Annotated in this window: 24 protein-coding genes and 1 pseudogene; 15 read left to right on the forward strand and 10 right to left on the reverse strand. The window is 48.8% G+C overall.

The genetic code is table 11. From position 1 onward, the window contains the following. The first annotated feature begins 14 nt into the window (after positions 1-14). Positions 15-1,451, forward strand: a complete 1,437-nt coding sequence (locus tag ACW9JV_RS07065) for an aldehyde dehydrogenase family protein (RefSeq protein WP_457332726.1) — start codon at positions 15-17, stop codon at positions 1,449-1,451. 95 nt (positions 1,452-1,546) lie between these two features. Here the strand turns inward: ACW9JV_RS07065 and ACW9JV_RS07070 are convergent, their stop codons facing one another. From ACW9JV_RS07070 to ACW9JV_RS07095, 6 genes and pseudogenes are all read right to left on the reverse strand, one after another. Then, positions 1,547-2,848 (reverse strand): Glu/Leu/Phe/Val family dehydrogenase, encoded by a 1,302-nt coding sequence (locus ACW9JV_RS07070; RefSeq protein ID WP_457332728.1) that lies wholly within the window; start codon positions 2,846-2,848, stop codon positions 1,547-1,549. A 197-nt stretch (positions 2,849-3,045) separates the two neighbouring features. After that, a complete protein-coding gene (locus ACW9JV_RS07075; RefSeq protein WP_457334634.1) occupies positions 3,046-3,891 on the reverse strand; it encodes a manganese catalase family protein in 846 nt (281 codons plus the stop codon). A 14-nt stretch (positions 3,892-3,905) separates the two neighbouring features. Beyond that, positions 3,906-4,271: a DUF2512 family protein gene (locus tag ACW9JV_RS07080; RefSeq protein WP_457332730.1), complete on the reverse strand. Its 366-nt coding sequence runs from the start codon at positions 4,269-4,271 to the stop codon at positions 3,906-3,908. Positions 4,272-4,333: 62 nt separating this feature from the next. Then, positions 4,334-5,563: a DNA polymerase IV gene (locus ACW9JV_RS07085; protein WP_457332732.1), complete on the reverse strand. Its 1,230-nt coding sequence runs from the start codon at positions 5,561-5,563 to the stop codon at positions 4,334-4,336. A gap of 130 nt (positions 5,564-5,693) precedes the next feature. Continuing rightward, a pseudogene (locus ACW9JV_RS07090) lies at positions 5,694-5,900 on the reverse strand (thioredoxin family protein); the annotation flags it as partial. 170 nt (positions 5,901-6,070) lie between these two features. Continuing rightward, positions 6,071-6,730, reverse strand: a complete 660-nt coding sequence (locus ACW9JV_RS07095; RefSeq protein ID WP_457332734.1) for a haloacid dehalogenase type II — start codon at positions 6,728-6,730, stop codon at positions 6,071-6,073. Positions 6,731-6,882: 152 nt separating this feature from the next. Between ACW9JV_RS07095 and ACW9JV_RS07100 the strand changes: the two genes are divergently transcribed. The 3 genes from ACW9JV_RS07100 (at position 6,883) to ACW9JV_RS07110 (ending at position 10,573) form a co-directional block, all read left to right on the forward strand. Then, complete coding sequence (locus tag ACW9JV_RS07100; RefSeq protein WP_457332736.1) at positions 6,883-7,173, forward strand: hypothetical protein; 291 nt, start codon at positions 6,883-6,885, stop codon at positions 7,171-7,173. 140 nt (positions 7,174-7,313) lie between these two features. After that, the gene (locus ACW9JV_RS07105) at positions 7,314-8,567 is read left to right on the forward strand and encodes an ATP-grasp domain-containing protein (protein WP_457332738.1); all 1,254 of its coding nucleotides are present in this window, start codon (positions 7,314-7,316) and stop codon (positions 8,565-8,567) included. 26 nt (positions 8,568-8,593) lie between these two features. After that, positions 8,594-10,573, forward strand: coding sequence for a hypothetical protein (locus ACW9JV_RS07110; RefSeq protein ID WP_457332740.1), 1,980 nt, complete (start codon positions 8,594-8,596; stop codon positions 10,571-10,573). A gap of 4 nt (positions 10,574-10,577) precedes the next feature. On the opposite strand, the gene ablB is transcribed toward ACW9JV_RS07110, so the two are convergent. Together ablB and ACW9JV_RS07120 are read right to left on the reverse strand one after the other, a co-directional pair. Further along, positions 10,578-11,429 carry a putative beta-lysine N-acetyltransferase gene (gene ablB, locus ACW9JV_RS07115; RefSeq protein WP_457332742.1) on the reverse strand — a complete coding sequence of 284 codons (852 nt, stop codon included), beginning with the start codon at positions 11,427-11,429 and terminating at the stop codon, positions 10,578-10,580. 209 nt (positions 11,430-11,638) lie between these two features. Beyond that, positions 11,639-12,022 (reverse strand): rhodanese-like domain-containing protein, encoded by a 384-nt coding sequence (locus tag ACW9JV_RS07120; RefSeq protein ID WP_457332744.1) that lies wholly within the window; start codon positions 12,020-12,022, stop codon positions 11,639-11,641. A 217-nt stretch (positions 12,023-12,239) separates the two neighbouring features. Here ACW9JV_RS07120 and ACW9JV_RS07125 point away from each other — a divergent pair, with 217 nt between their 5' ends. After that, positions 12,240-12,569 carry a metal-sulfur cluster assembly factor gene (locus ACW9JV_RS07125; RefSeq protein ID WP_457332746.1) on the forward strand — a complete coding sequence of 110 codons (330 nt, stop codon included), beginning with the start codon at positions 12,240-12,242 and terminating at the stop codon, positions 12,567-12,569. A 55-nt stretch (positions 12,570-12,624) separates the two neighbouring features. On the opposite strand, the gene ACW9JV_RS07130 is transcribed toward ACW9JV_RS07125, so the two are convergent. Next, positions 12,625-13,668 (reverse strand): zinc-dependent alcohol dehydrogenase, encoded by a 1,044-nt coding sequence (locus ACW9JV_RS07130; protein WP_457332748.1) that lies wholly within the window; start codon positions 13,666-13,668, stop codon positions 12,625-12,627. A 36-nt stretch (positions 13,669-13,704) separates the two neighbouring features. Then, the gene (locus tag ACW9JV_RS07135; protein ID WP_457332750.1) at positions 13,705-15,351 is read right to left on the reverse strand and encodes a glycerol-3-phosphate dehydrogenase/oxidase; all 1,647 of its coding nucleotides are present in this window, start codon (positions 15,349-15,351) and stop codon (positions 13,705-13,707) included. Between the two features lie 213 nt (positions 15,352-15,564). On the opposite strand from ACW9JV_RS07135, the gene ACW9JV_RS07140 reads away from it, so the two are divergent. The 10 genes from ACW9JV_RS07140 to ACW9JV_RS07185 all read left to right on the forward strand — a co-directional run bounded on the left by ACW9JV_RS07140 (position 15,565) and on the right by ACW9JV_RS07185 (position 24,947). After that, positions 15,565-16,512: a sugar-binding transcriptional regulator gene (locus tag ACW9JV_RS07140; protein ID WP_457332752.1), complete on the forward strand. Its 948-nt coding sequence runs from the start codon at positions 15,565-15,567 to the stop codon at positions 16,510-16,512. Between the two features lie 100 nt (positions 16,513-16,612). Next, positions 16,613-17,014, forward strand: a complete 402-nt coding sequence (locus tag ACW9JV_RS07145) for a transcriptional regulator GutM (RefSeq protein WP_457332754.1) — start codon at positions 16,613-16,615, stop codon at positions 17,012-17,014. After that, positions 17,002-17,538 (forward strand): PTS glucitol/sorbitol transporter subunit IIC, encoded by a 537-nt coding sequence (gene srlA, locus ACW9JV_RS07150; RefSeq protein ID WP_457332756.1) that lies wholly within the window; start codon positions 17,002-17,004, stop codon positions 17,536-17,538. The genes ACW9JV_RS07145 and srlA overlap by 13 nt, the downstream gene beginning before the upstream one ends. A gap of 44 nt (positions 17,539-17,582) precedes the next feature. Next, the gene (gene srlE / locus ACW9JV_RS07155; protein ID WP_457332759.1) at positions 17,583-18,629 is read left to right on the forward strand and encodes a PTS glucitol/sorbitol transporter subunit IIB; all 1,047 of its coding nucleotides are present in this window, start codon (positions 17,583-17,585) and stop codon (positions 18,627-18,629) included. A gap of 169 nt (positions 18,630-18,798) precedes the next feature. After that, on the forward strand, positions 18,799-19,782 hold the full coding sequence (locus ACW9JV_RS07160) for a thiamine pyrophosphate-dependent dehydrogenase E1 component subunit alpha (RefSeq protein WP_457332761.1): 984 nt from the start codon (positions 18,799-18,801) through the stop codon (positions 19,780-19,782). A gap of 29 nt (positions 19,783-19,811) precedes the next feature. After that, positions 19,812-20,798 carry an alpha-ketoacid dehydrogenase subunit beta gene (locus ACW9JV_RS07165; protein WP_457332763.1) on the forward strand — a complete coding sequence of 329 codons (987 nt, stop codon included), beginning with the start codon at positions 19,812-19,814 and terminating at the stop codon, positions 20,796-20,798. 14 nt (positions 20,799-20,812) lie between these two features. Continuing rightward, a complete protein-coding gene (locus ACW9JV_RS07170; protein WP_457332766.1) occupies positions 20,813-22,150 on the forward strand; it encodes a dihydrolipoamide acetyltransferase family protein in 1,338 nt (445 codons plus the stop codon). A gap of 12 nt (positions 22,151-22,162) precedes the next feature. Continuing rightward, on the forward strand, positions 22,163-23,551 hold the full coding sequence (gene lpdA, locus ACW9JV_RS07175; RefSeq protein WP_457332768.1) for a dihydrolipoyl dehydrogenase: 1,389 nt from the start codon (positions 22,163-22,165) through the stop codon (positions 23,549-23,551). Between the two features lie 64 nt (positions 23,552-23,615). Next, complete coding sequence (locus ACW9JV_RS07180) at positions 23,616-24,560, forward strand: sugar-binding transcriptional regulator (protein ID WP_457332770.1); 945 nt, start codon at positions 23,616-23,618, stop codon at positions 24,558-24,560. Between the two features lie 18 nt (positions 24,561-24,578). Next, on the forward strand, positions 24,579-24,947 hold the full coding sequence (locus tag ACW9JV_RS07185) for a PTS glucitol/sorbitol transporter subunit IIA (protein WP_457332771.1): 369 nt from the start codon (positions 24,579-24,581) through the stop codon (positions 24,945-24,947). Positions 24,948-24,961 lie beyond the last annotated feature (14 nt).

A 24,961-nucleotide genomic window follows, 5' to 3' on the forward strand; every position in this document is an offset into this window, starting at 1 on the left:
GAGGGACAGGGTGAATGAAAATAGGATCCATCATTGATGGTGTGGAACGAACGACATCCCGCCAGCCGTCCATGTATGTCAAAAACCCATATAATCAGGAACAACTAGCTGAACTGACCCTTGCAGATGAACAGGATGTGCAGGAGGCTGTGCAGAACAGCAGAGACACGTTTCATGCGGTCATGAAGCAGATGCCGGCTCATGAACGGGCCGATATTCTCCGTATGGCAGCTGATATCCTGCAGGAAAGGTCAGAATCGTTTGCGGAAGTAATTATGCTTGAAGCCGGTAAACCAATACGCCACAGCAGAGCGGAAATAGATAGATCCATCCAGGTGCTGCGTTTCGCCTCGGAGTTGTCCAAACATATTACGGGGGAAGTGCTTCCGATGGATGCAGCGGTCGGCGGCACCGGCCGGAAAGGTTTTGTGAAACGGGAGCCGCTTGGTGTCGTTGGTGCTGTAACACCGTTTAATTTTCCGTTAAACCTGTCGCTTCATAAAATCGCTCCCGCGCTCGCGGCAGGAAATACCGTCGTTTATAAGCCGGCGGAAAAAACACCCTTATCTGCGTATAAGCTCGTACAGCTTCTGCAGGAAGCAGGGCTTCCAAAAGGTGCGCTGAATCTGATCATAGGCACCGGCAAAGAGACAGGCGTGCCGCTAACCAGAGATAACCGGGTGCAGAAAATCACATTTACCGGGAGCCTTCCGGTCGGGCGTTCCATTCTTGAAACCGCCGGTTTTAAGAAAGTAACACTGGAACTGGGATCGAATTCCCCCAACCTTATATTTGACGATGCTGATTTGGATCGTGCGGTGGAGGCGCTCGTTAAAGGAGCGTTTGCCTTTTCAGGACAGGTCTGTATTTCCGCTCAGCGGATATACGTACAAAACGCTGTATACGAAACGTTTCTGGAGCGGTATGTGCAGCAGACGGAATCTCTGAACGTCGGCGATCCGGCAGAAGAAACGACCGATATCGGGCCGATGATTAACGAGGAAGAAGCAGAACGGGCCAAACAGTGGATTGACGATGCCGCAGCAAAAGGGGCTGTCATTCAGACCGGAGGCAGGCAGAACAAAACCATGCTGGCACCGACGATTATGACGGATGTGACATCCAATATGAAAATCACGGCTGAAGAAGTATTTGCCCCGATCGTATCGGTCATTCCTTTTGAAACGGAGGAGGAGGCGGTTGCCATGGCGAACGATTCCATTTACGGATTGCAGGCCGGTGTGTTCACAAAAGATATTAACCGTGCATTTCGTACAGCGGATCGTCTCGAAACCGGCGGTGTCTGGATCAATGACATTTCAACGTACCGCCAGGACAACCATCCATACGGAGGAGTGAAGCAGAGTGGTATCGGCAAAGAAGGAGTGAAATATGCGATTGAAGACATGACCGAACAAAAGTTCATCGGCATCAATCTGCAGCAGGAGTGAGCGAAAAGAAATCACTCCATGATCATGATAAAGGGACCAGCGCCACATGGCTGCTGGTCCTGTTTGTTTCCTTTTTCCGGGTATGGTATTTTACGTTATTTTTCATATGGTTCGTCAATCCATCCGCGCGCATGAAGAGCTTTTGTGATATGTCTGATTCCTGCAGTATAGGCAGCCTGACGCATCCGCACCTGTTTTTCTCTGCGTACCTCGAGCACACGCTGGCAACCTTCCTTCATTTTTTCTGTGAGCTTTGCATAAACGTCTTCTTCTTTCCAGTAATAATTCATGGCGTTCTGCACCCACTCGAAGTAGGACACGGTCACCCCTCCGGCGTTGCATAAGATATCGGGGATGACAAAAATGCCTTTCTGTTCCATGATTTCGTCTCCCTGAGGCGTGGTGGGGCCGTTGGCCGCTTCTGCGACTATTTTTGCCTGGATGGAAGGAGCGGAGTTTTTTGTGATCTGGTTTTCTACAGCCGCCGGAATGAGAATATCGACAGGAAGACCGAACAAATCTTCATTGGTCAGCGGCTCAGCGTGCGGGTACTCATGAACCTTGCTGCCCTGTCTGACGTATGTTAAAATCTCGGGGATATTAAGCCCATTTTTATCATAAATGCCGCCCTCAGCATTGGTAATGCCGATGATTTTCACACCGAGTTTGTGTAAACTTTCGGCTGTCATGCTTCCGACATTGCCAAATCCCTGCAGGGCGGCTGTCGCTCCGTTCATCTCCATCCCGAGGACGTCTGCGGCTTCCTGAATCGTGATGGCAACGCCCCGGCCTGTGGCGGCAAGACGGCCCCTGGACCCGCCGATAATAACCGGTTTTCCCGTAAGCATCCCCGGAATGTTATAGCCCCGAAGCTTATCATATTCATCAATCATCCAGCCCATTACCTTCGGATTCGTATTCATATCCGGTGCTGGAATGTCTTTCTGAGGTCCGATGATGGGGGTGATTTTTTGTATATACGCCCGGCTCAGCATTTCCAGTTCACGCTCGGAAAGCCTGGAAGGATCGACAATGATCCCGCCCTTGCCGCCGCCCAGAGGAAGATCCAGAATCGCGGACTTTAAAGACATCCATATGGACAGTGCCTTGACTTCATCCGCGTTCACATCAGGGTGAAAACGGATCCCTCCCTTGGTCGGCCCAAGAATATCGAGATGCTGGGAACGGTATCCGGTGAAATTCTCGATACGTCCGTCGTCCATACGGACGGGAATGGAAACTTCCAGCATTCTCATCGGGTGTTTCAGTAAATGATATACATTTTCGTTCATTCCCAGCGCTGTGATAGAGTCTTGTAACAGTCCCTGCGCGATATTGTATGGGTTTTGGACGTGGGTGGTAATATCCGCCTCTGTTTTGTCTTTTGTTGATTTCAATGGAAGATCCTCCTTATGCCGAAATACATCCTGTCAGAGAGCTGTTCTTGCCACTCTATGTAGGCAGTGAACCTATCTTTAACAGCCGCAACTGAAAAATGGAGAACCTGGAAAGATGGGTGTTGTTCCATCTTTCCAGACCTCGGTATTGATAGTGCTGAAATGTCTCATCATCTCTGCAGTTTATTTTGTCCGGTCTATTTCTTTTCATTCACGGGATTGTCTGCAAATGGGGGAGTATCATGAATATAGGGGGGAGCAGGATTTAAAGAAGGAACTTGTCCCATTGGCTGCGGGTTTCTATCGTATTCGAATGTTCCTTGATGATCCATGCTTGTCCCGCTGGCCCAGCGTCCGGTTTGACTTTCGGTTCCTTCGGAAAAATTCATGAACGAATAAGCCACTTCCTGTTTTTCCTGTTCTTTTGGAAACGTGGAAGGGACAACGGCGGACTGCTGCTGTTCCAATTCTTCGATAGCAGCCATCCATTGATTTTGGTGCATGGTATCCCTGGCAATCAAAAAGGAAAGCATATCTCTCACGCCGCGGTCGGTGGTGGATTCATACAAACGAACGACCTGAAGTCTTCCCTGGGACTCGGCATTTAAATTAGCGCGGAAATCCGCCAGCAGGTTTCCGCTTGCAATGGTATATCTTGAATTCCAAGGATAGCCGGAGCTGTCGGTTGGCTGGGCTCCTAATCCCGACACAATGATATGCTGAGGGTTCATACCGCCCATGACCGCCCCTAAAATGGGATCCTCGGCCGCATTTTCCTGGGTTTCCACCGGAGCGGAATCCAGCAGCTGTGCGATCATGGTCGCCAGCATCTCAACATGGGCGATTTCTTCAGTGCCTATATCAAGCAGCATATCCCGGTATTTTTCATTTCCCCGGCAGTTCCAGCCCTGGAAAAGGTACTGCATGGCTACGGTTATTTCTCCGAACTGTCCTCCCAGCACTTCCTGAAGCTTTTTGGCGTATACGGGATCCGGTTTATCAGGTTTTGCATTATATTGAAGTTCTTTTTTATGGTTAAAAATAATGAATCCTCCCTTTAGGAATATACTTTTGGATTTTTGGAAATGACGGTGTTGATGACATATTTATGAAAGAACCATTCTCCTGCTCCGATGAGAACTCCGGCGGACAGCGCTGTAAAAAAGGACACAGGCCCATTCAGAATAAACGGTCCTGCGGCCCAGATAACCAATGCACCTAATCCGACGTCAGCTAAGGTGGAAACGGCATTATTTGTCGCTTTTAATATGAATAAATCCCCGACGACATATGCAGCTCCTGTCACAATTAATGCCAGCCCGGCTATATTCCAGAACGGGTATTCCCCGGCTGTCAGCAGGACTATTAATAGGATCAGGAATGTAAGCATGGCTTTGATTCCCAATGCGATAACATGATTCACATTCTTTCCTCCTTTCATCAGGCTTAGGTTCTGCAGAAGGGAAGGGAATATGCGGCTGCTCGTTATTTATAATGCCCGCCGATTTTCCGGGCCCGAAGCAATGCCTGTCCGGCTTTTGTAAGGGAAGAAGCTTGGAGGACGGCAGCACTGCCGAAACGCTCTTTCAGCTGATCCATGGTATCGTTCAGGCTTTCTTTATCCTGAAGCGGCTGAAACAGGGACAGCTGCTGGAACGTATCGGGAACCAGCTGATCCAGGGTGATGCCGGCACTGCGGATGGGATACCCGTCCCAATGTTCCTGGAATAAGCGGCAGACTGTTTTGTAAATCACAGCTCCGTCATTCGTGTAGTCCATCAATTTCTGCTGCCGGTGAAATCCGGCAGGGAAATCAAAATCATGGCCGCCGGCACCGGCGGAAACGACACAACCCATACAGCCGTTGGCCCGCACCCGGCGTGCCACTTCTTCACTCAATTCGAGCAGTACGACATGAATGTCCTCCCAGCTGTAATAATCGCGCGGCAGGGTCATATGGTGGCCGATTCCTTTGCGGTGGACGTGGGTATCGACGGTGACCGGTGAAGAGTCCCGTCCGTAAGCCGTTTGCTGGAGCAGCTCGCCGTTAATGCCCCAGCGTTTTTTGAGCTGGTCCAGCGGGAAGTCCGCCAGCTGACCGATCGTCCGGATTCCCATGTTGCGCAGGTGCTGCTCCATTTTCCGGCCCACCCCAAAAAGATCGCCGATAGGACGGGGCCAAAGCTGCTCCTGCATGTTGGAGTGGGATAGGGTGAACATTTCTTCCGGTGCTTTTTTGGCAAAATGGTCACAGGCCATCTTGGCAAGAACCTTGGTCGGGCCGATGCCGATCCGGGCATTCACACCGAGCATCCGCTTCACCTGGCGTTTCAGGAGCCGGGCGGTTTCCTCCGGCTTTTCATCCGGTTGGAGCACATGGGTCATTTCCACGAAAATTTCATCTACACTGTACGGTTCCACCTGATCGCTGATGGATTCGAACACGGCGGCGATTTCGACCGAAGCATGCAGATAGGTCTGCATACGCGGTCGTATGACCGTGAGATGCGGGCATTTACTTTCTGCTTCCCACAGTGCTTCCGCTGTCTTAACTCCCCATTTTTTGGCTTCCGGACAGGCCGCCAGAATGACACCGCTGCGAATCTTTGGGTCGCCTGCGACAACGACCGGATGATCTGTCAGCTCCGGGTGGAAGACTTTCTCCAGACTGGCGTAAAACGACTGCATGTCGATGAGAAAAACAATACGTTCCATGGGCATCGCTCCATGATAAATATATATGTATTAAGTATATGAGAACAAATGTTCCTTTATCAATCGGAGATGATTTCCAACTACAGCGAATAAAAAAAGAGGCGCCCCGGACGGGCGCCTCCTTGTTTTGTCAGGAGAGGGCGAATTCTTTCACACGCTCTTCCGGAACGAATCCGACAGAGCGGTCTCTTTCTTCGCCGTTTTTGAGCAGGACCATGGTTGGGATGCTCTGGATCCCGAACTGTGCGGCTAAATCGGAGGATTGATCGACATCAACATAGTAAAAATCAACATCCTCCAACTGCTCGGATACGCTTGAGACCACCGGCCTCAATTGTCGGCATCCTGGTCACCAGTCGGCACCAAATTCAAGAACCGCCGGACGGCTCATGTTATCGGCGAGGTTTCTGTATTCTTCTGCAGTAATGGTTTCTGCCATGTTATGACCTCCTTTCACGAAAAGTATAAACGATTCGGAGCCCGTTCAAAAAATAATCTGTTTGGACATCAGTTTTCCAGCGGTACAAGAGAGCTCCATTCGTAATCCGGGTCCAGCTGAAGCTCTTCTATTGGTGCACCGCTCCGGTTTACCCACGCTGTCGTAAAGCCGAATGCTTTTGCGCCGCTGATATCCCAGCCGTTGCTCGATAAAAAGGTGATATCGGATCGGCGGGTATGGATATAATCAAGAATAAGGTGGTAAGCAGCGGGTGATGGCTTGTATTGTTTGACGTCCTCCACGCTCAGCACATGATCGATGCAGGAACGGATATCCCCGGAGAGGAGCAGCGGCTCCAGCATGTCTCTAGACCCATTGCTGAAAACAACGACGGTCTCCCCACGTTCTTTCAGAGTCCGGAGGATGCGGGCACTTTCAGGAAACAGATCAAGCGAACGATAGGCCTGCAGCAGCTCCAGTTCCATTCCGCGGGATAAGGATAAGCCGGTGGAGGCTGCGGCATAGCGGAGTGCATCCCGGGTTACTTCCGAAAAAGGCCGGTATTTTCCCATCGCCTGCCGCAGAAAGGTGTATTGAATCTGTTTTTCCCGCCATAGGCGGCTTAACGTTTCACCTTTTTCAGGTGCGGCTTTTTCACAATCCGTGGTAATGGATTGGACATCAAACAGTGTACCGTATACGTCAAAGACATAAACGTTGGAATCCATCGAATCCCTCCTTTTCAACAAAGGGATTCCCGTTTTTCCGATAAGCCATGCATCCTTTCTACCCGCAGGCCTGTAAAACAGCAGATTTTACGTTTAAAATCATAACAGCAGGGAACGAAAAACAAGTACGGACATTACAAAGGAGGCTCACGATGAAAATTGATAAAATATTTTTAGGAAAAGATGAACGGATTCCATTTGATACCGGAGAATTAACGGTGAAAAATAATGACCCGGAGCAGTGGGAAGCCGTGATCTACGGGGTGAAGAACCAGCGCTTTTTTATGGAAGCTTTAAGGGACAGCCGTAAAGAGCATTTGATTTTTGAAACCGAAAGCGGCACGATGGACGGAATGGTCGCTGTGGAAGGACTGGATCCGGCTGCTGTGGAAAATGTCGTCACTGTCACCGGCGTCAGTACATTAAACGGTTATAAACAGTAAAAAAAGGTCATCCCGGACGTACTTTCGGTCCGGGATCTTTTTTATTTCTCTGCTGTTTTTCAGCTCATAAACTTCTGCATTCCCGGCAAAAATAGCATTATGCAGACAGCTAAAAGCGATAAAGAAGGGGATGCGTGAACATGACAAGCACACAGCAGGACAACAATTACAAAACAGCGCTGATCGGGTGGAGTCTTCCTACCATTGAAGCCGCAGACGAGCTCGGCCGTGCATTTATTATCGTCGGGCCGCCGCACTGTGAGCAGTATGCTGTAAAATACGATCTTCCTTTTATTGCATGGGATTTTGATCATTATAAAAAACATTATTCCATGGAAGACGTATGGGAGCAGAGTGAAGAACTATATCAGCTGCTCAAAGATGAAAACACAGGTCTGGCCGTACCGTTATTTGAGGATACCGTAGAATGGGCGGCAGCCATTAACGGAAGAATAAAGGAAGATCCAAAGATTTTCCATCATTCCCTGCTGTTCCGTCATAAAGGAAAAATGAAGCGGAGGGCCCTTTTAGGCGGTCTGAAGGTCGGTGTGTTTGAAGAAGCTGCCGATAGAAATGACGTAAAACAATTTTTCCGGCGGGTGAATGATGCGATGCTGCGGCACGGGGAGGAAGAAAAGGATCCAGTTCACGTAAAGGCGTTCGATAAAGCAGGAAACGTTGGACACCGGATCATCCGCTCGGAAGAAGACATCGACCGTCTCGAAGACGATGCATTTCCGAACCTTGTGGAAAGCCACCTCGACGGAGTGGAAGTCTCTTGTGAAGTATTTATTCATAATGGCAGCATTCAATTTCTCAATATTACCGAGTATATTGTATTTGGATATTCGATGATGGTCCCCCCGTCTCCGGAAATCGAGAAGCAGCGTAAAAAAATCAGGGGGGCTGTCCAGGCGTTGATCAAGGCGTTTGATATACAGTACGGACTGATTCATCCGGAATTTTTTATAGATGAAGAAGGAAAAATCAGCTTTATTGAAGTGGCCGCCCGAATTCCTGGCGGTAATATCTTCGATTTGATCAAAAAGACGTATGGGTTCAATCCATTTCAGGCGCATATTCTCTGTTCTGATCCGAATACAAACGAAGAAGAACTAAAATCCTTTTTCCCGAAAGAACGGAAATCAAAAGGCCATGCCGGGAGCCTGATGGTATATCCAAGAGTGAAAAATATCAAGAAGCTTCATGTACCGGAAGAATTGGAAGAACACCCCGGATTTGACCGGCACACGATGTTCACTCCTGTTCAGCGGAAAGTTCCTGAAGTGGAAGGATTCGGGAATCCACAGGGTGTCGTGTTTTTTCATCATGACCATCATGATCATGTAAAAGCCCCGCTGCTCGAGTATGTAGATTATGATTTTTACATGTAATCCTGAAAATAGAAAGGAGATTATCCATGGCGGTACAGATGAATACCGGTGGTGAAGAAGAGACACTCAAACAGGCGTTTGAAACGTTGAATCAGGCGGCGCCTTATGCAAAAGACATGTACCAGAATCATTTTTTTCAGACAGCCCAAAAGATGGCGGAGACGAAGGAAGGCATGCGCAGGTTATATGAGTATGCGCCGAGATTTAATGAAGCAGGCGTATTTGAAGGGGGACCGTGGGAAGATCCTTCCAAGCTGCAGCCTGCTCTTGTTAACGGATCCCTCCGGGCGGACGGACTCGAGTCCATCGTCTCGCTTCTCAGCGAATTGCGGATGATATCGCTGGCACAGGGGAAACATACCCATCCGGAGGTCAGTGCCTCCGACGCTAAAAAATATCTCAATGAAGTGATGGCTAACAATCTCGACTTTATTTTTCCGGAAGAAACGGAGGATCCGGCGGAACAGGAACAGCAGGGAAAAGAAACTGAGCGGGCGCAGCGCCTGTTTTCCCTGATGGTCGAGGAACTGTCGCTGAAGTCGATATCGAGCACGCTCATTGATGAAATTAAGCGGTTGATGGTGCAGCGTCCGATTATGACAGACCGGGTCCGTTTAATGATAAGAAAAGCGGAACAGCTGCTTCATGAAGATGTGGATGAGCAGGATAGAAAAGAAATTGAACGGTTTCACGAAGCTATTTCGACGGTGACGAAACGGTCGGAAGAATACGGCAGTGTCAGTGAATACCGCCGCAGCCTGCAGGACCTGGATGAAGAGAAAAAAAGCAGGGAAGCTGAAGCTTTCGGGAGTTCCATGAGAGAAACAGGACTCGTGTCGCCGTATCATGTGGCGCTCGTGCGTCAGTTGAACCGGAACGCTGACATTGAAACGCTTCAAAAGGCACTTGGATTAAGCAGCAAAGGCCGATCCAATCTGGAGGAACATTTTGAAACCGTACAGGAGTTGATCAAAGTTTCCATTCATCTGCCGACCCGGCAGTCTCTATACGGCCTCGCGCGCATGCTGGAACGAGGTGTATTATCCCAGCCTCCGGTTCTGCCGGGGCTGCGGCGGCTGATCGAGCTGGATATCAGGCAGGATGTAAGAAAAACTTTAATGGAGGCTTCAGACAGTGAACAGGAGGGACTGACTGCTAATGATGTGCTGACAGCTGGTGTCATCAGTGTACTTGGGCAGCCGCTCGGTATCGGCCAGGGTCTGAACCCTACCTGCCAGAGTGCCCGGGCTCTCAGTCTCTGGGCCATTCATGATCCGGGATACCTGCTTGAATTAATCCCCAGAGCCGCCCGTGACGGGGATATTGATATGGCATTTGAAGGACAGACCATTCATTCGAAAAACCTTCCAGGCGGGTTGGCTCCGGAACTTCATAAAGAACTGGATCCGGTTTCGCTTGTGCTCGTTCCCCACCTGGACCGAATATATGCGGATATGGTAAAACGTGTACAGTTCCGGGGGGATGACCCGCATAAATGGGTGAATCCTGCCTTTTACGGCGACTGGGTGGCAAAAGGCTTCAGCAAAGTGTTTCAGCACAATACCCAGAATGTCGTCGATTATAGAGGATTTGTGCGTTTGTTCTATGCCACACATCACCGCGATTATAATGAAGGGTACGAAATGATCTATCCAAACCCGGTCGGCATTTGTGTAACAACTGTATACGGGAATTTTCTCGGGTTTCATGCCATTACGATTCAGCGGATTGCCGATGATCCGGATGATACGTACCGTGTCTATTTCTATAATCCCAATAATGACAGCTCCCAGAACTGGGGTCAGGGTATCGAGCCGAGTGTGCGGGGACATGGTGAAAAAGAAGGAGAGTCCTCCCTTCCTTTTCATGAATTTGTTTCCCGGCTTTATGCCTTCCATTACAACCCGTATGAACAGGGAGACTCGTTTGCAGTTGAAGAAGATGTCGTACAACAGATTGAGCAGCTGGCCAAAGAGAGCTGGGGCCGAAATTTTCAGTGGAGATAAAAGATCACGAAAAACGCAGCTGCCGGTACCAGATATTCATCGATTCCAATCGGCCGGCAATGTTGCTGTTTCGTATCATTTTTCCGCCGTACTGAAAACCATGGTAGACGTTGACCATATTCATTCCAAAAGATAGCGAACGGGAGTAGGAAAAAAGGGTCCACAGTCCCCGGCGCTGCATTAATTGCATCAAATAGGCAAACTGGGTGCTTAACAGTCCCTGATTACGGTGCTCCGGATGAGTGGCGCAGTCGCTCATCTCCGCACTCTGAAAAGGAACAAGCACATCAGCGGAGCAGGCACTGACAATGGTTCCTTCATATTCCATCACGGTAAAATAGACTTCTTCTTTCATCACATTGCGGATGAATTGGGGATCATGCATCGGGGTGGGATATGTCTGAAATACGCAGCGATAGAGACGGGCCATTTCTTCGGCATCGGACTCGACGGGATGACGCATCGTGTATCCTTTCGGAAACACAGTCCCTCCTTTTTTCTCAGAAACATGGGAGACATTCTGCAGCACGAGGTCTTCCCTGGTCTGGTCCACCGGCCGGGCCCGCTGCGGGCGGAGAAACCACGAATAAACGGCAGCATCGTTGCCATGGAAGAAGCCGTTAATGGTTCCCTCACAGACAAATGGAGCCTTCGCGAATCGATGGCGGTCTCTGTTTCTGACATAAAAGATCAATTTATCGCAGGATTGATCTCGTGCAAGAACCTGCAGCGATTCCAGAAACGTTTCCCACTCCGGGACAGGAGGCAGTTTATACACTTTAATCCGCTGACTGTAAGGTTCAATGACCGTGTAGTCTTTCAGGTGAATGGAACGGCGCTCGGTGAGGATATTCATGACGGCCCTCCGTTTTCTCAAAAAATCGCCGCGGTTTCGGCGTACTATACAATAGATACGACGGGAAAACAGAGATTAGAATAAAAATTTTCAAATGATGGCGATTACTGACGTAAAAAACCGCCCCCCGGGAGGCGGTTTTTTCAAAAGGCGAAAAGTGTAACCGTTTTGGCGTTTTCAAGATCCAGCTTCAGCGCCCAGCCGCTTTCTTAGCTGCAGTCAATATGAACGGCGGGGGAGTCTGTATGACTGCCGGTCACGACTGCAAAACCAGTAACGATCCGGCCGTTTTTATGAAGGAGACGGATGCTCAAATTACGGGATACTTTGTCTGGTGCAACGACAAACACCCGGTCTGCGTCAATGGTCTGAATATGGCGCTTTAGATAAGGATAGGGAAGGGGATGCGCATCTTTGACCGGAAACCGGTCGGCTTCTTGATAGTCGCGGACATCAAGAATGACGGTTCCTTCCGGCAGCGGGTGTTCCGGGACTGGAGCGCATTTCACACCAAGAACGGGCATCCATCGTTGATAAAAAAAGATAAGCAGGGAAAGACTTAAGATTCCAAGCAGCATGGCTGTCCAGAGCATCATTCTACCTCCATTGTTTTCGTGGAAATGGTATGACATACCGGATTGTATAGGCATCACTGTCATGTATCAAGTAAAATGCACGACGTTTCAGCAATATTCAGTATACTATAGAAACAAGCTCTGCGGATAGGGGCACGCACTCCAAAAACGTATTTATTTTTTTAAAAGAGGATGTTTGTTACAGTAGGGATAAGCAGAAAAGGAGGTGATCCGGATGGCAGAAGAGATGACGGAACTGGAAGAACGGGTGCTGGCTGAACTGGAAAACGTAACGGACCCGGAGCTTGGGATTGATATTGTAAATCTTGGCCTGGTGTACGGAGTGGACGTTGATGAAGAAAACAATGCAAAAATCACCATGACATTGACGGCAATGGGTTGTCCCCTAGCCGAAACGATCGTCAGTGACATTAAATACTCTCTCAGTGAACTGCAGGAGTTCGGAGAAATTAATGAAATCGATGTGAATATTGTGTGGACTCCACCTTGGAGCAAAGATAAGATGTCCCGTTACGCAAAAATCGCACTCGGAGTTCCGGATTAATAAATAATAAAAAACCCCGGCTTTCCGCCTGATTAAGGCGGAGCCGGGGTTTTTACTATGATTCCTGGGGCCGGACGACACATTTCAGTCCTTCTCTGCCGTCGGCTGTACGAAAAGCCAGATCGGTTTCATACAATGGAAACGTATGGGTGACAAAAAAATCGAAATCAATCAGGCCTTCATCGATCCATTTTACCGCTTCCATATGAAGGTCCCGGGGGGCGCCGTGGGTTCCTGTGACACGCAGTTGTTTGTAAATGATTTTATCGGTGTCAAAAGCAGGAGGCTCGGAATATTTCATACCGGCAAACAGAAGAATGCTTCCGGTTTTTCTTACGATATCCAGTGCTTCATTCTGAAGGGAGGCGGCCGGCGCTGTGACAATGGCGCGGTCAACGCCAATCCCGCCGGTCTGTTCGTTAATGATGGCGGTGGTGTCATCGGAGGACGGGTTTAGCACCAGATCGGCACCTGCTTCTGCTGCTTTCTGCCTTCTCGGGGCGGAGCGCTGGACGGCAATCACTCGTGATGCTCCCATCTGTTTAAGCGCCGCGATATACATGCAGCCGATGGCTCCCGCTCCGTAAACGACGACGGTATCACCGGCTGAAGCTCCGAGCTCCCGAATTCCGCTTAATACACAGGAAAACGGTTCTGACAGACAGGCTTTTTCATAACTTGTCGTGTCTGCAATTCTCTGAATGGATCCATACCGGACAAACTCGCGGGGAAGCACGATATATTCAGCAAAACCACCGTCCACGTGGTAGCCGATAGAGTGTTTTTTCACGCATTGATGCCCCATGTTTTTCTGGCAGTATACACATGTGCCGCATGGAATATGGGCGCCGAGCGTGACACGGTCTCCTATCTCAAAACCAGTTACGAAACTCCCGGTTTCCACGATTTCTCCTGCGATTTCATGACCGATGACCCGTGGAAAACCGACTCTGGCATCTCCCTGTTTGAAAACCCGCAGGTCCGAACCGCAGATACCGACGGCATATATTTTGATCATGATTTCTTCAGGCTGGCAGGAGTGTAATGTCATCTCTTTGTACTCAAGCTGCTGCTGTCCGGTTAAAGCTACTGCATACATGCGCCTCGCTCCTTTCAGAAGGGTGATATAAAAAAATTAAGGCAGAAAGGTAACCGTTTTCTGCAGGAGATAATGCATTCTTTCTTTTTCGGTTTCAAGACGGGACGGATCCCATTTCAACAGGTTCCCTATCTCGGTGCTGACCGCATCCAGTGTTTTTTTTACTTTTTCCGGCTGGAACAAAAGATAGCTTGTCCGCCGGTCATAAAAGTCTTCAAGAGTGGCCGTCATTTCCCGGGTTACGGTGTACCGGGCCTCGGCGGCGGTGTTGCGTATGGACCGGTCGGCATAAGTGTCATTCATGGTTTCGATCTGCTGAAGCAGGTCTTCGGTGTTGGAGCCGTAACGGAAAAGGTACTCCTCAAGCTCTTCCTCCGAAAGGTGGAGATGATCATAGCTGCGGCTCATCCTGTGGAGATATTCCGTCATTTGTTCTTCCGAATCAAAATGACCGCCGCTTAACGGGATGTGATCCGTACGGGAAGCTGACAGCTTCAGGTTTTCTTTTTCCGCTGCATAAGCAAGTACCCTTTCGGCCATTTTACGGTAGCCGGTTAATTTGCCGCCGGCAATCGTGATCAGACCGGTATCGGATTCAAAAATTTCGTCATGCCTGGACAGTTCCGATGGTTCGCTGTCATCATAGCCGAGCAGCGGTCGCACCCCCGCCCAGCTGGAAATAATATCATCCCGGGTGAGCGGCAGAGATGGAAACATATCATGAAGACAGCCGATTAAGTAGTCGCATTCGGATTCATAGACGTGAATGTCGTCCATGTCATCATAATAGAGGGATTCGGTCGACCCGACATACGTTGTGTCACCTCTTGGGATAACGGCGATCATACGGCCGTGGTGCTGAAAATAAATCGATGAGTTTACCGGCAGGATTTCCTGAGGAAAGACGAGGTGGATGCCTTTAGCATGAACCATATGCTTGCCGGTAACCGGCTGGTCTTTTTTCCGTACTTCATCCACCCACGGTCCACCGGCGTTTACAACCATACGTCCTGCCACAGCAAAATCCTCCCCGGTTACATGATCCCGGACAGTTACCCCGTTGATCTGTTCATTCCCACTGAATGTAAAACCTTCCAATTCCGCATAGTTGAGCACACAGGCCCCTGTCTCAGCCGCCGTTTTCGCTGTTTCCATCGTCAAACGGCTGTCATCCGTGCGGTATTCCACGTATTCCCCGCTTCCTGTGACCGTTTTATCGTTAAAGAGTGGTTCTTTCTGGAGCGTATTCTTTCTGGAATGCAGTTCATGACGTTCTTCTTTTTTTACACCGGCGAGACTATCGTAAACGGTAAGTCCGATTTTTAGCGTGAAAGGATTAAACGCTTCCCCTTTTATTAGCGGGAAAAGCATTTGAATCGGATATACGAGGTGTCGTGCATTGCGGTAGACAATATCCCGTTCCCGGCCTACTTCCCGGACAATCGAAAATTCATAGTTTTTCAGATATTTCAGACCGCCGTGAATTAATTTTCCGGACCGGCTGCTTGTACCGGAAGCGAAATCTTTTCTTTCGATCAATGCTGTCTTTAATCCCCGCGCGGCAGCATCCAGGGCAATGCCGCTGCCTGTAATGCCGCCGCCGATCACGATCATATCGAATGGTTGCTCCGTCAATTCCCGGCGGAGCGCGTCACGATGAAGGGTGGAAAATGTATGGGCCAACGAGATTCCTCTCCTTTTACAAAAGTTCTATATATCATCAATTGTAAATAAAGTACTTACAGCATAGCGCACCATTCGATATTCGTCAATAAAGGGCTTACATTTGAAACAGGAACAACAAATAAAATGTGTAAGTGGTTTCAATACATTGCATTCTCCTGCTATGATATAAATGATCCGCTCATTTACAAATGTTAAAGGGAGGCGTTGCCGGTGGAATGGAAGGAACGTCGGCAGATGGTGAAAATAGCAAAACTGTATTATCTGGAAAACTGGACACAGACAGAAATCTCCAAAAAGGTGGAACTGTCCCGTCCGATTATTTCAAAGATGCTTCAGAAAGCGAAAGAGGCGGGAATCGTTGAAATTTATATTAACGATGAAACCCTGCATACCGTAAAGCTGGAAAATGAAATAGAGAAGAAATACAACCTGAAAGACGCTGTGGTGGCAGCATCCGGGAGCCATGGATCCGAATTGATTAAACGCCGTGTCGGACAGGCAGCAGCATCCTATGTGTCGAAAAAAATGGATTCGCTTCACAGTATAGGTGTTTCATGGGGGAAGTCCATGCATTCTTTCATTGACGAGTTTCCGGCCCAGACGAGAAAACATGTCCATCTTGTTCCACTCATAGGGGGGATGGGAAGCAATGATGTTCATCTTCACTCCAACCATTTGACGTTTCATCTCGCCCAGAAACTTAATACAACTTCATCCTACCTTCATGCTCCTGCCATGGTGGAAACGGAAGACCTGAAACAGAGCCTTATGGAGTCGAAGGATATTGCTGAAGTCATTGAAGAAGGCAAGGGGGTGGATCTTGCCGTAGTGGGAGTCGGGATTCCTTCGGAAAAAGCCACCATGGCGGAAATGGGTTATTTCAGAGCAGAAGATATTCAATCATTGAAGGATGCCGGAGCAATAGGGGATATGAATTCTCAGTTTTACGACAAGGACGGAATGGAAATCGCTCATTCAGTGAACAATCGGACGATGGCGTTAACGCTGGACGACCTGTATCGTATACCGGAAGTCCTTGCCGTTACGGATGGTGTAGAGAAAGTGAAAAGTCTGCATGCAGCATTGAAAAGCGGATGCATTGATGTGCTTGTTACCGATGACCATATGGCAAGAGCCTTGACGGAAAACGGATTTTAATAGTTTCAGGGTAAAAGGTTGACAAAAGAGTGAAAGCGTTTTATTATACTTTTACAAAAGTTTTGATATTATACATTTGTAAAAAGGAGGGAGAAAAACGATGTGGGGCACCTTTTTTGTTATCTTTGCTGCGATCTGGGCTTTACAGTTCGTATTGACCCATCTGCAGGTGAAACATTACCAGGGCAAGATTAAGGAGATGAGCAGGAAACACGACGGCTATCTTGGCACAGGCTACTTCAAAAAAAGATTTGGAAATGGTGCTGTGATGCTGGTTGTCTGTGATGACGACACTAAAATCAAAGAAGCCAAGGTAATGAAAGGGTTAACGGTTTTTGCAAGATTCCGAACTGTGAAAAACGTAATCGGTCTGACACTGGAAGAAACGAGGGCACTTGATACACTGACCGTAAAAGAAAGCAGTGCGTTGGCAAATGCTGCCGCCATGATTGAAAAAGAAATGAAAAAGAAAAGAGAGGGGAATGAAGCATGGATTTCTTAATTACGCTCGCTGAAGGCTTCATCGGCATGTTTGAAGCAGGCGGAGAAACATTCACCGGCCTGGTGACAGATATTATCCCATTATTAATTGTACTGATTACAGCTGTAAATGCGCTTATCAAATTTGTCGGTGAAGAACGGGTGAACCGTTTTGCCCAGAAATGTACAAAATACTTCATCCTGCGTTATACGATTTTTCCGTTTATGGCCGTGTTCTTTTTAACTAACCCGATGTGCTACACGTTCGGTCGTTTTCTTCCGGAACGTCAGAAACCGGCCTTTTACGATTCTACCGTTTCGTTTGTACACCCGATTACAGGACTTTTTCCCCACGCCAACGCAGCGGAGCTGTTCGTCTATACAGGGGTAGCCGCCGGCATTTCAGATATCGGCCTGTCCCAGGGACCTCTCGCTCTGAGATTCCTGCTTGTCGGTATCGCAGTTATGCTTCTCCGTGGTGTTGTCACTGAAATGATCACGAACTATATGATTAAAAACAAGAAATCCGAAACAGCTGCTGAATAAACGAAGGCACCGTAGTTAGTAAGAAAACGGAGGAGGTTCAATCAATGAGTGAATATCATGCAGTAAAAGTACACAAAGGTGCTTCCGGCTGGGGCGGTCCGCTCGTTATTCAGCCGGACGATGAAAAGAAATATGTTGTTTCCGTCACCGGCGGCGGAATCCATCCTGTTGCGCGGGAAATCGCGGACCGGACGGGAGCAATTGCTGTGGACGGCTTTGAACAGTCGGTGGAAAAGGAAGAAATGGTCTGCGCCGTCATCAACTGCGGCGGAACAGCAAGAAGCGGTGTATATCCGCGTATGGGCGTGCTTACCGTTAACGTATTCAGCAATTCCCCGTCCGGTCCCTTGATGAAATTCATCAAAGAGACAAACTTTGTATCAGGCGTCGGTACGGATAACATTGAAGACACGGAAGGCGGAACCGTGGAAGAAAACGTCGAGCAGGCGAATGAAGAGTTGGGAGACAGTGAATCCGCCAATGAAGAAACACAGAAAGTGACAAAAGATGCCGCGAAAGAAAAAGTTGCGGAAGAGGGATACAATACAAAAGGGAAAAGTAAAATCGGGCAGTTTATTGATACCCTCGGCAACAAAATAGGAAATGTTGTCAGTATCTTTTTCCAGTCCGGCCGGGAAACAATCGACACTGTTATTAAAAATATTCTGCCGTTTATGGCTTTTGTCAGTATGCTTATCGGTATCATTAATTATACGGGTATCGGCGACCTTATCGCGAACTATGTTTCCCCGCTGGCCAGTACACTGGTCGGAATGCTGATTCTTTCGCTTTTAGGAGCTATTCCGTTGATTTCACCGATTCTTGCTCCAGGGGCCGTTATCGCACAGGTCGTTGGTGTGCTGATCGGTGTGGAAATCGGCAACGGCAATATCCCGCCGCAGATGGCGCTTCCCGCCCTTTTCGCGATTAACCCGCAGGTCGGGATGGACTTTATTCCGGTCGGCCTGACGCTTGGAGAAGCAGAACCGGAAACAGTCGAAGTAGGTATACCGGCGGTTCTATTCTCCCGTTTGATTACCGGCCCGATCGCCGTCATTATAGCCTATTTCGCAAGCTTCGGCCTGTACTAAACGGAACGTCTTCCCTTTTTAAGCAGGGAAGACCTTCCTTATTTTTTATCTTTGTTTTGACATATGTTATTAATCGGAACAAATATAATAATTGATTGACAAAACAGGTTTAAGTTATTAATATAATTACAAAAGTTATATTAATGAACAAATGTAACGGAGGTGCACTATGCTGAAATCTGTGGAACTTCTTCCGGAAAAATCAAACGATGAATTGATTGGTCTGTTGAAGGAAATGTGGACAATCCGCTATTTCGATGAAAAAGTGGACGAATTTTTTGCCAAAGGTATGATTCACGGGACAACGCATCTTTGTGTCGGCCAGGAACCGACAGCAACCGGACCGTGTTCGGTGCTTCGGGAGGAAGACAAAATCACAAGTACCCACCGAGGCCACGGCCACTGCATTGCCAAAGGAGCGGACATCAATCTGATGATGGCAGAACTTTTCGGCCGCTCCACCGGCTACTGTAAAGGGAAAGGCGGTTCGATGCACATTGCTGATGTCGAAAAAGGCAACCTTGGTGCCAATGGTATTGTTGGAGGCGGTATTCCGCTCGCAACCGGTGCAGCACTGACATCCAAACTGAAAAACCAGGATGATGTCATTCTCAGTTATTTCGGCGACGGTGCCGCCAATGAGGGAAGTTTTCATGAATCGCTTAACCTGGCCTCCATCTGGGATCTGCCGGTTGTATTTATCTGTGAAAACAACCAATACGGCATGTCCGGTTCTGTGAAGGAAATGGTAAACATTGAGGATATTGCCGAACGTGCTTCTTCCTACGGCATTCCGGGAGTTGTGGTGGACGGTAACGATCTTATCGAAATCATAAATGAAACCCATAAAGCGGTAGAGCATGCCAGAGAGGGCGGAGGCCCTGTGCTGATTGAAGCAAAAACGTACCGCTGGAAAGGGCACTCGAAATCAGACGCCCGCAAGTACCGGACCCGGGAAGAAGAACAGGCCTGGAAAGATAAAGACGGCATTAAGCGGTTCCGGGATCTTTTGGTTAGTGAAGAACTGTTGACAGAAGAAGAAGCGGAGAATATACGCAAAGAAGCAAAACAGGATGTAGAAGAGGCAGTCAAATACGCAGAAGAAAGTCCGGAGCCGGGACTTGATACCCTGCTCGAAGATGTATACGCCTGAAAACCGGACAGGAACAGGAGGGGAAACCAATGAGAGAATTAACGTATGTAGAAGCATTACGGGAATGTATGTCACAGGAAATGAGAGAAAATGAAAATGTATTTCTGATGGGAGAAGACATCGGTGTGTATGGAGGCGCTTTTGGCGTTACCCGCGGGATGATTGAGGAGTTCGGCCCCGAACGCGTCCGCAACACCCCCATCTCTGAAGCCGGCATTACTGGATCTGCAATTGGTTCGGCACTGACCGGCATGCAGCCGATTGTAGAACTGCAGTTTTCCGATTTTATTACGATTGCCATGGACCAGCTGGCCAACCAGGCGGCAAAGTTACGTTATATGTACGGAGGAAAAGGAAATGTGCCGATGGTACTTCGGACACCTGCCGGCTCCGGCACAGGCGCAGCCGCCCAGCATTCACAGAGCCTGGAAGCATGGGTCGCTCACATTCCCGGTCTGAAAGTGGTGCAGCCTTCCACTGCCTATGATGCTAAGGGGCTCCTAAAAGCTGCGATCGATGATCCGAACCCGATCATCTTTTACGAACACAAGCTGCTGTATAAAACGAGCAGTGACGATGTCCCGGAAGATCCATACAGTATTCCGCTCGGTCAGGCCGACATCAAACAAGAAGGTACGGATGTCACCATTGTAGCAACAACCGTGATGGTTCACCGGGCTCTGGAAGCGGCGGAGAAACTTTCTGAAGAAGGCATCAGTGTAGAAGTCATTGATCCCCGCTCGATTGTTCCACTGGATGAAGAAACCATCGTGCACTCGGTGATGAAAACAAACCGTGTCGTTGTCGTTCATGAAGCAGTAAAGCGCGGCGGCTATGGTGGAGAAATAGCAAGCATGATTACAGAAAGTGAGGCGTTTGATTTTCTCGACGCACCGGTGAAGCGTCTCGGAGCATCCCCGGTACCGGTCCCTTATAATCCGGAGCTCGAAAAAGCGATGACGCCTCAGACCGAAGACTTGATCCAGGCATGCAGAGAAACCCTGCAGCGCGCATAAGGAGGTGAATCCCTGTGGCAAAAGAAATTTTCATGCCGAAACTGAGCAGTACGATGGAAACCGGTACCATCCTGCAATGGATGAAAAGCGAAGGAGATCCGGTGGAAATGGGCGAACCGGTCTTCGAAGTCATGAGTGATAAAATCAATATTGAGGTCGAAGCTTACGAAGAAGGCTTTCTGCTGAAAAAATATTATAACGTGGATGACGTCGTACCGGTGAACACTGTTGTCGGCTATATCGGCGAAAAAGAGGAAGAAGTGCCGGAGACTCCTCCGGGGAATACAGAGGACTCCGAATCCAATGTTGCATCGGAACCTGACCAAAACGAACCAACCGCAGATCACTCTGACACTTCTTCGGCTGCACAAATCGAACAGGGACAGATACGCGCGACACCTGCGGCTCGGCGCGTGGCAAGAGAGGAAGGAGTGACCCTCTCCGATGTAACAGGCAGCGGTCCGAAACAGCGCATCCAGCAGCAGGATGTGTATGATTTCGTGCGGAGCGCTCCGAAGCCGCCGAAAGCAACACCCCTTGCCCGTAAATGGGCCGAGGACCAGAATGTTGATTTAAATACCGTAGAAGGTTCCGGCCCCGGAAACAAAATTTATACTAAAGATCTATCCGCAGCACATGACGAGACTGTTTCAGGCGAACCGGACCGGATTCCGGTGAAAGGCATCCGGAAAATAGTAGCCGACCGTATGACAGAGAGCGCATCTACCGTACCACATGTCACGATATATTCCGATGTCGATATGACCGAAGCCATCCGGCTGCGGAGCCAGCTTCAGGATAAAGTCGTAGAACAGACCGGTTCCAAGCTGTCCTATACGGAAATCATTATGAAAGCTGTGGCTGCGGCACTGAAGCGCCATCCTTCCATCAACGCTTCCTTGTCACCCGATCACGAGGAAATTCTGCTTCACCGTGACATTAATCTCGGACTTGCGGTAGCAACGGATCAAGGTCTTGTCGTTCCGGTGGTTTCCCAGGCCGGAGAGAAAGGGCTGGCGGATCTCGTCAAGGAAAGCAAACAGCTGGCCCGTGATGCCAGAGATCAGCAGCTGAAGCCGGATCAGATGCAGGGGGGCACCTTTACGATCAGCAATCTGGGTATGTATGCCGTTGATGGATTCACTCCGATCATCAACCAGCCGGAAGCTGCCATTCTCGGTGTCGGACAGATGAAAGAAACACCGGTCGGCCGTAATGGAAATGTGGAACTCCGTCCAATGACAACATTCAGTCTTTCTTTTGACCACCGGATTGTAGATGGAGCTCCGGCTGCTGCGTTTTTGACTGAATTGAAACAGATGCTGGAAGCTCCCTATGAATTGTTGATGTAAGGAGGAACCCTGATGCATAAGTATGATATCATCATTATCGGAAGCGGTCCCGGAGGTTATACAGCAGCTCTCCGGGCTGCCAACGAAGGAAAGAAAACCGCGGTGGTGGAAGACCGTAAAATCGGTGGAACTTGTCTGCACCGTGGTTGTATTCCCTCTAAAACAATGCTGCAGCATGCAGAAGTTCTTCATCAGGTGGAAAATTCAGCAGCCTGGGGGATAGAGACGGGAAACGTGTCTTTTTCCTATGCAGCCATGCTGGAACGAAAAGAGCAGGTCGTTTCCCAGCTGGAGGCCGGCATCAAAGCCTTGATGAAAAAAGGAAAAATTGATGTTTTTTTCGGGAGGGGCAGTGTGAATAACGAAAAGGAAGTCACGGTTGAAAAAGAGGGGCAAAATGAGTATCTGCAGGCGCCCGCCGTTATTGCTGCTGCCGGAACAAGTCCGTTTGTGCCACCTGTAAGCGGACTGCGTGAAACGGCTCATTTCACGAGTGACACCATCTTTGAGAAAAAAGAACTGCCATCGTCCGTGCTCATTGTCGGCGGTGGAATTGTAGGAGTGGAATATGCCTGCCTGTTTGCCGGGCTGCATGTGGACGTTACGATTGTGGAAATGCAGGAGGATATTCTTACAGGGGAAGATAAAGATGCAGCTGCCATGCTTCGGAGCTCCCTGGAAAAACAGGGGGTTACCGTGGAAACAAACGCAGCCCTCGATGGTATCCAAACCGGAAAAGAGGGAGCACTTACTGCTGTGTATACCCGGAGTGACGATACCAGAAAGGAAATAGAGATACACGATGTGCTCGTTACAGCCGGCCGCAAACCTAACAACGCCTTGCTGGAAGAAACATCCGTGCAGTATGAAGATGGTTTCGTTCAGGTAAATGAAAATATGGAAACGAATGTCCCGGGACTGTATACCATTGGAGATCTCGCAGCCGGCGGATGGAAACTGGCCCATGCTGCAAGTGCGGAAGGCATCAGCGCAGTAGAACATGCTTTCGGCCTCAAACCCTCCGTCCATACGTCCCTCATCCCAAGGTGCGTCTATACGTTTCCGGAAATTGCCGCGGTCGGGATGACAGAAGAAGAAGCACGGCAGCGGGGGTATGATTATAAAACGGAAGTCATTCCCGTGCAGGGGAACGGACGGGCAATGGCAATGGGAGCGTCTGAAGGATTTACCAAGATCATTGTCGAAAAAAAACACGGGGAAATTCTCGGAGCCGTTCTCGCCGGGCCGCACGTTACCGAAATGATTGGAGAGCCTGCCGCCTATATCCATCTGGAAGGCACAGTCGAGGAACTGGCTTCCATGGTGCACCCTCACCCGACATTACTGGAAAATCTCTATGAAGCGGCCCGGTCCTGGATCGGTAAAGGTATCCATCATTAATGCTCCCGGCCGCCGCCGGTGATATCATCGAAGGACGTTATTATTGTCAGTAAAGGAGATTGCTATGCTCAGTTGGGAAGAACGCCGCCAGATCGTTAAAGTAGCCAACCTGTATTACTTCGACGGCTGGACACAGGCCCAGATTGCCAAAAAAATGAACGTTTCGCGCCCGGTGATATCCAAACTGCTTCATAAGGCAAAGGAAGACGGTATTGTAGAAGTGTATATTAAAGATGAAAATGCTCACACCGTCGATCTTGAGCAAAAGCTGGAAAAACAGTTCGGGCTCGACGAAGCGATTGTCCTGTCAACCAGCGGATTCACACCGGAAATGACGAAACGATTTCTGGGGAAAATTGGTGCTTCCTACCTGTCACGGCAGCTGGATGATAATAAAAAACTCGGTTTATCCTGGGGAACCACACTGGCTGCATTGGTGGAAGAGTATCCATATGAACGCAGGGACAATGTTCAGATCGTACCGCTCGTCGGTGGAATGGGACGTTCCCACGTCAACATTCATTCCAATTCGCTTGCATTTAATCTGGCCAAGAAAATGAATGCGACGTGTTCTTATTTATATGCCCCTGCCATTGTGGAATCCGAAGATTTAAAAGATCGTCTGATTCAGTCAAGAGATGTAGCCTATGTTCTGGAACAGGGGAAAGATGTTGATGTTGCCGTCGTCGGTATGGGAGATCCATTTAAAAATTCGACAATGGAAGAAATTGGGTACCTTCATTCAGAAGACCTTCATTCCCTTAGAAAAGCCGGCGTCGTTGGAGACATCAGCTCCAAGTTTTTTGATGCCGTCGGCAAGGAAGTCGATCACCCGCTTAACCACCGGGTTATCGGTCTGGGATTATCCGATCTGAAACAGATTCCGAAGGTCATCGGTATTGTGGAAAGCCTGTATAAATTGGAAAGTATAGAAGCAGCGCTGAAAGGCGGTTATCTCAACGTGCTCGTCATTGATGACCGGACAGCACAGGAATTAGTACAGGAATAACAAAGGAGGCTTTAGAGCATGTCAACCTATTTTGAAGCTGATGTAACAACAATCGGCCCGGAAGTTGAATTAATGCTGGAGGATAATATTCTGATCTTGTTTAATGAGTCTGCAACGGACGATTTGAAAGAGATTTCCGTGATCCATAATGGCAAAGAGGTTTCCGGCCGCATTGAGGAAGGCGATGAGTTTGTCATTGATGACACTCCTTATAAGATACTGTTTGTCGGAAGCAAAGTGAACGAAACGATGGATGATTTAGGACATGCGACACTGCAGTTCAATGGGGAAAGAGAATCGGATATGCCGGGTACGATCTGTTTGGAAAACGGTATCAATAATAATATAACAACAAGTTCGAAGATACAGTTTCGCAAAAACAGCTGAAGGAGGAGAATACA

This window comes from Salibacterium sp. K-3, from assembly GCF_054052005.1.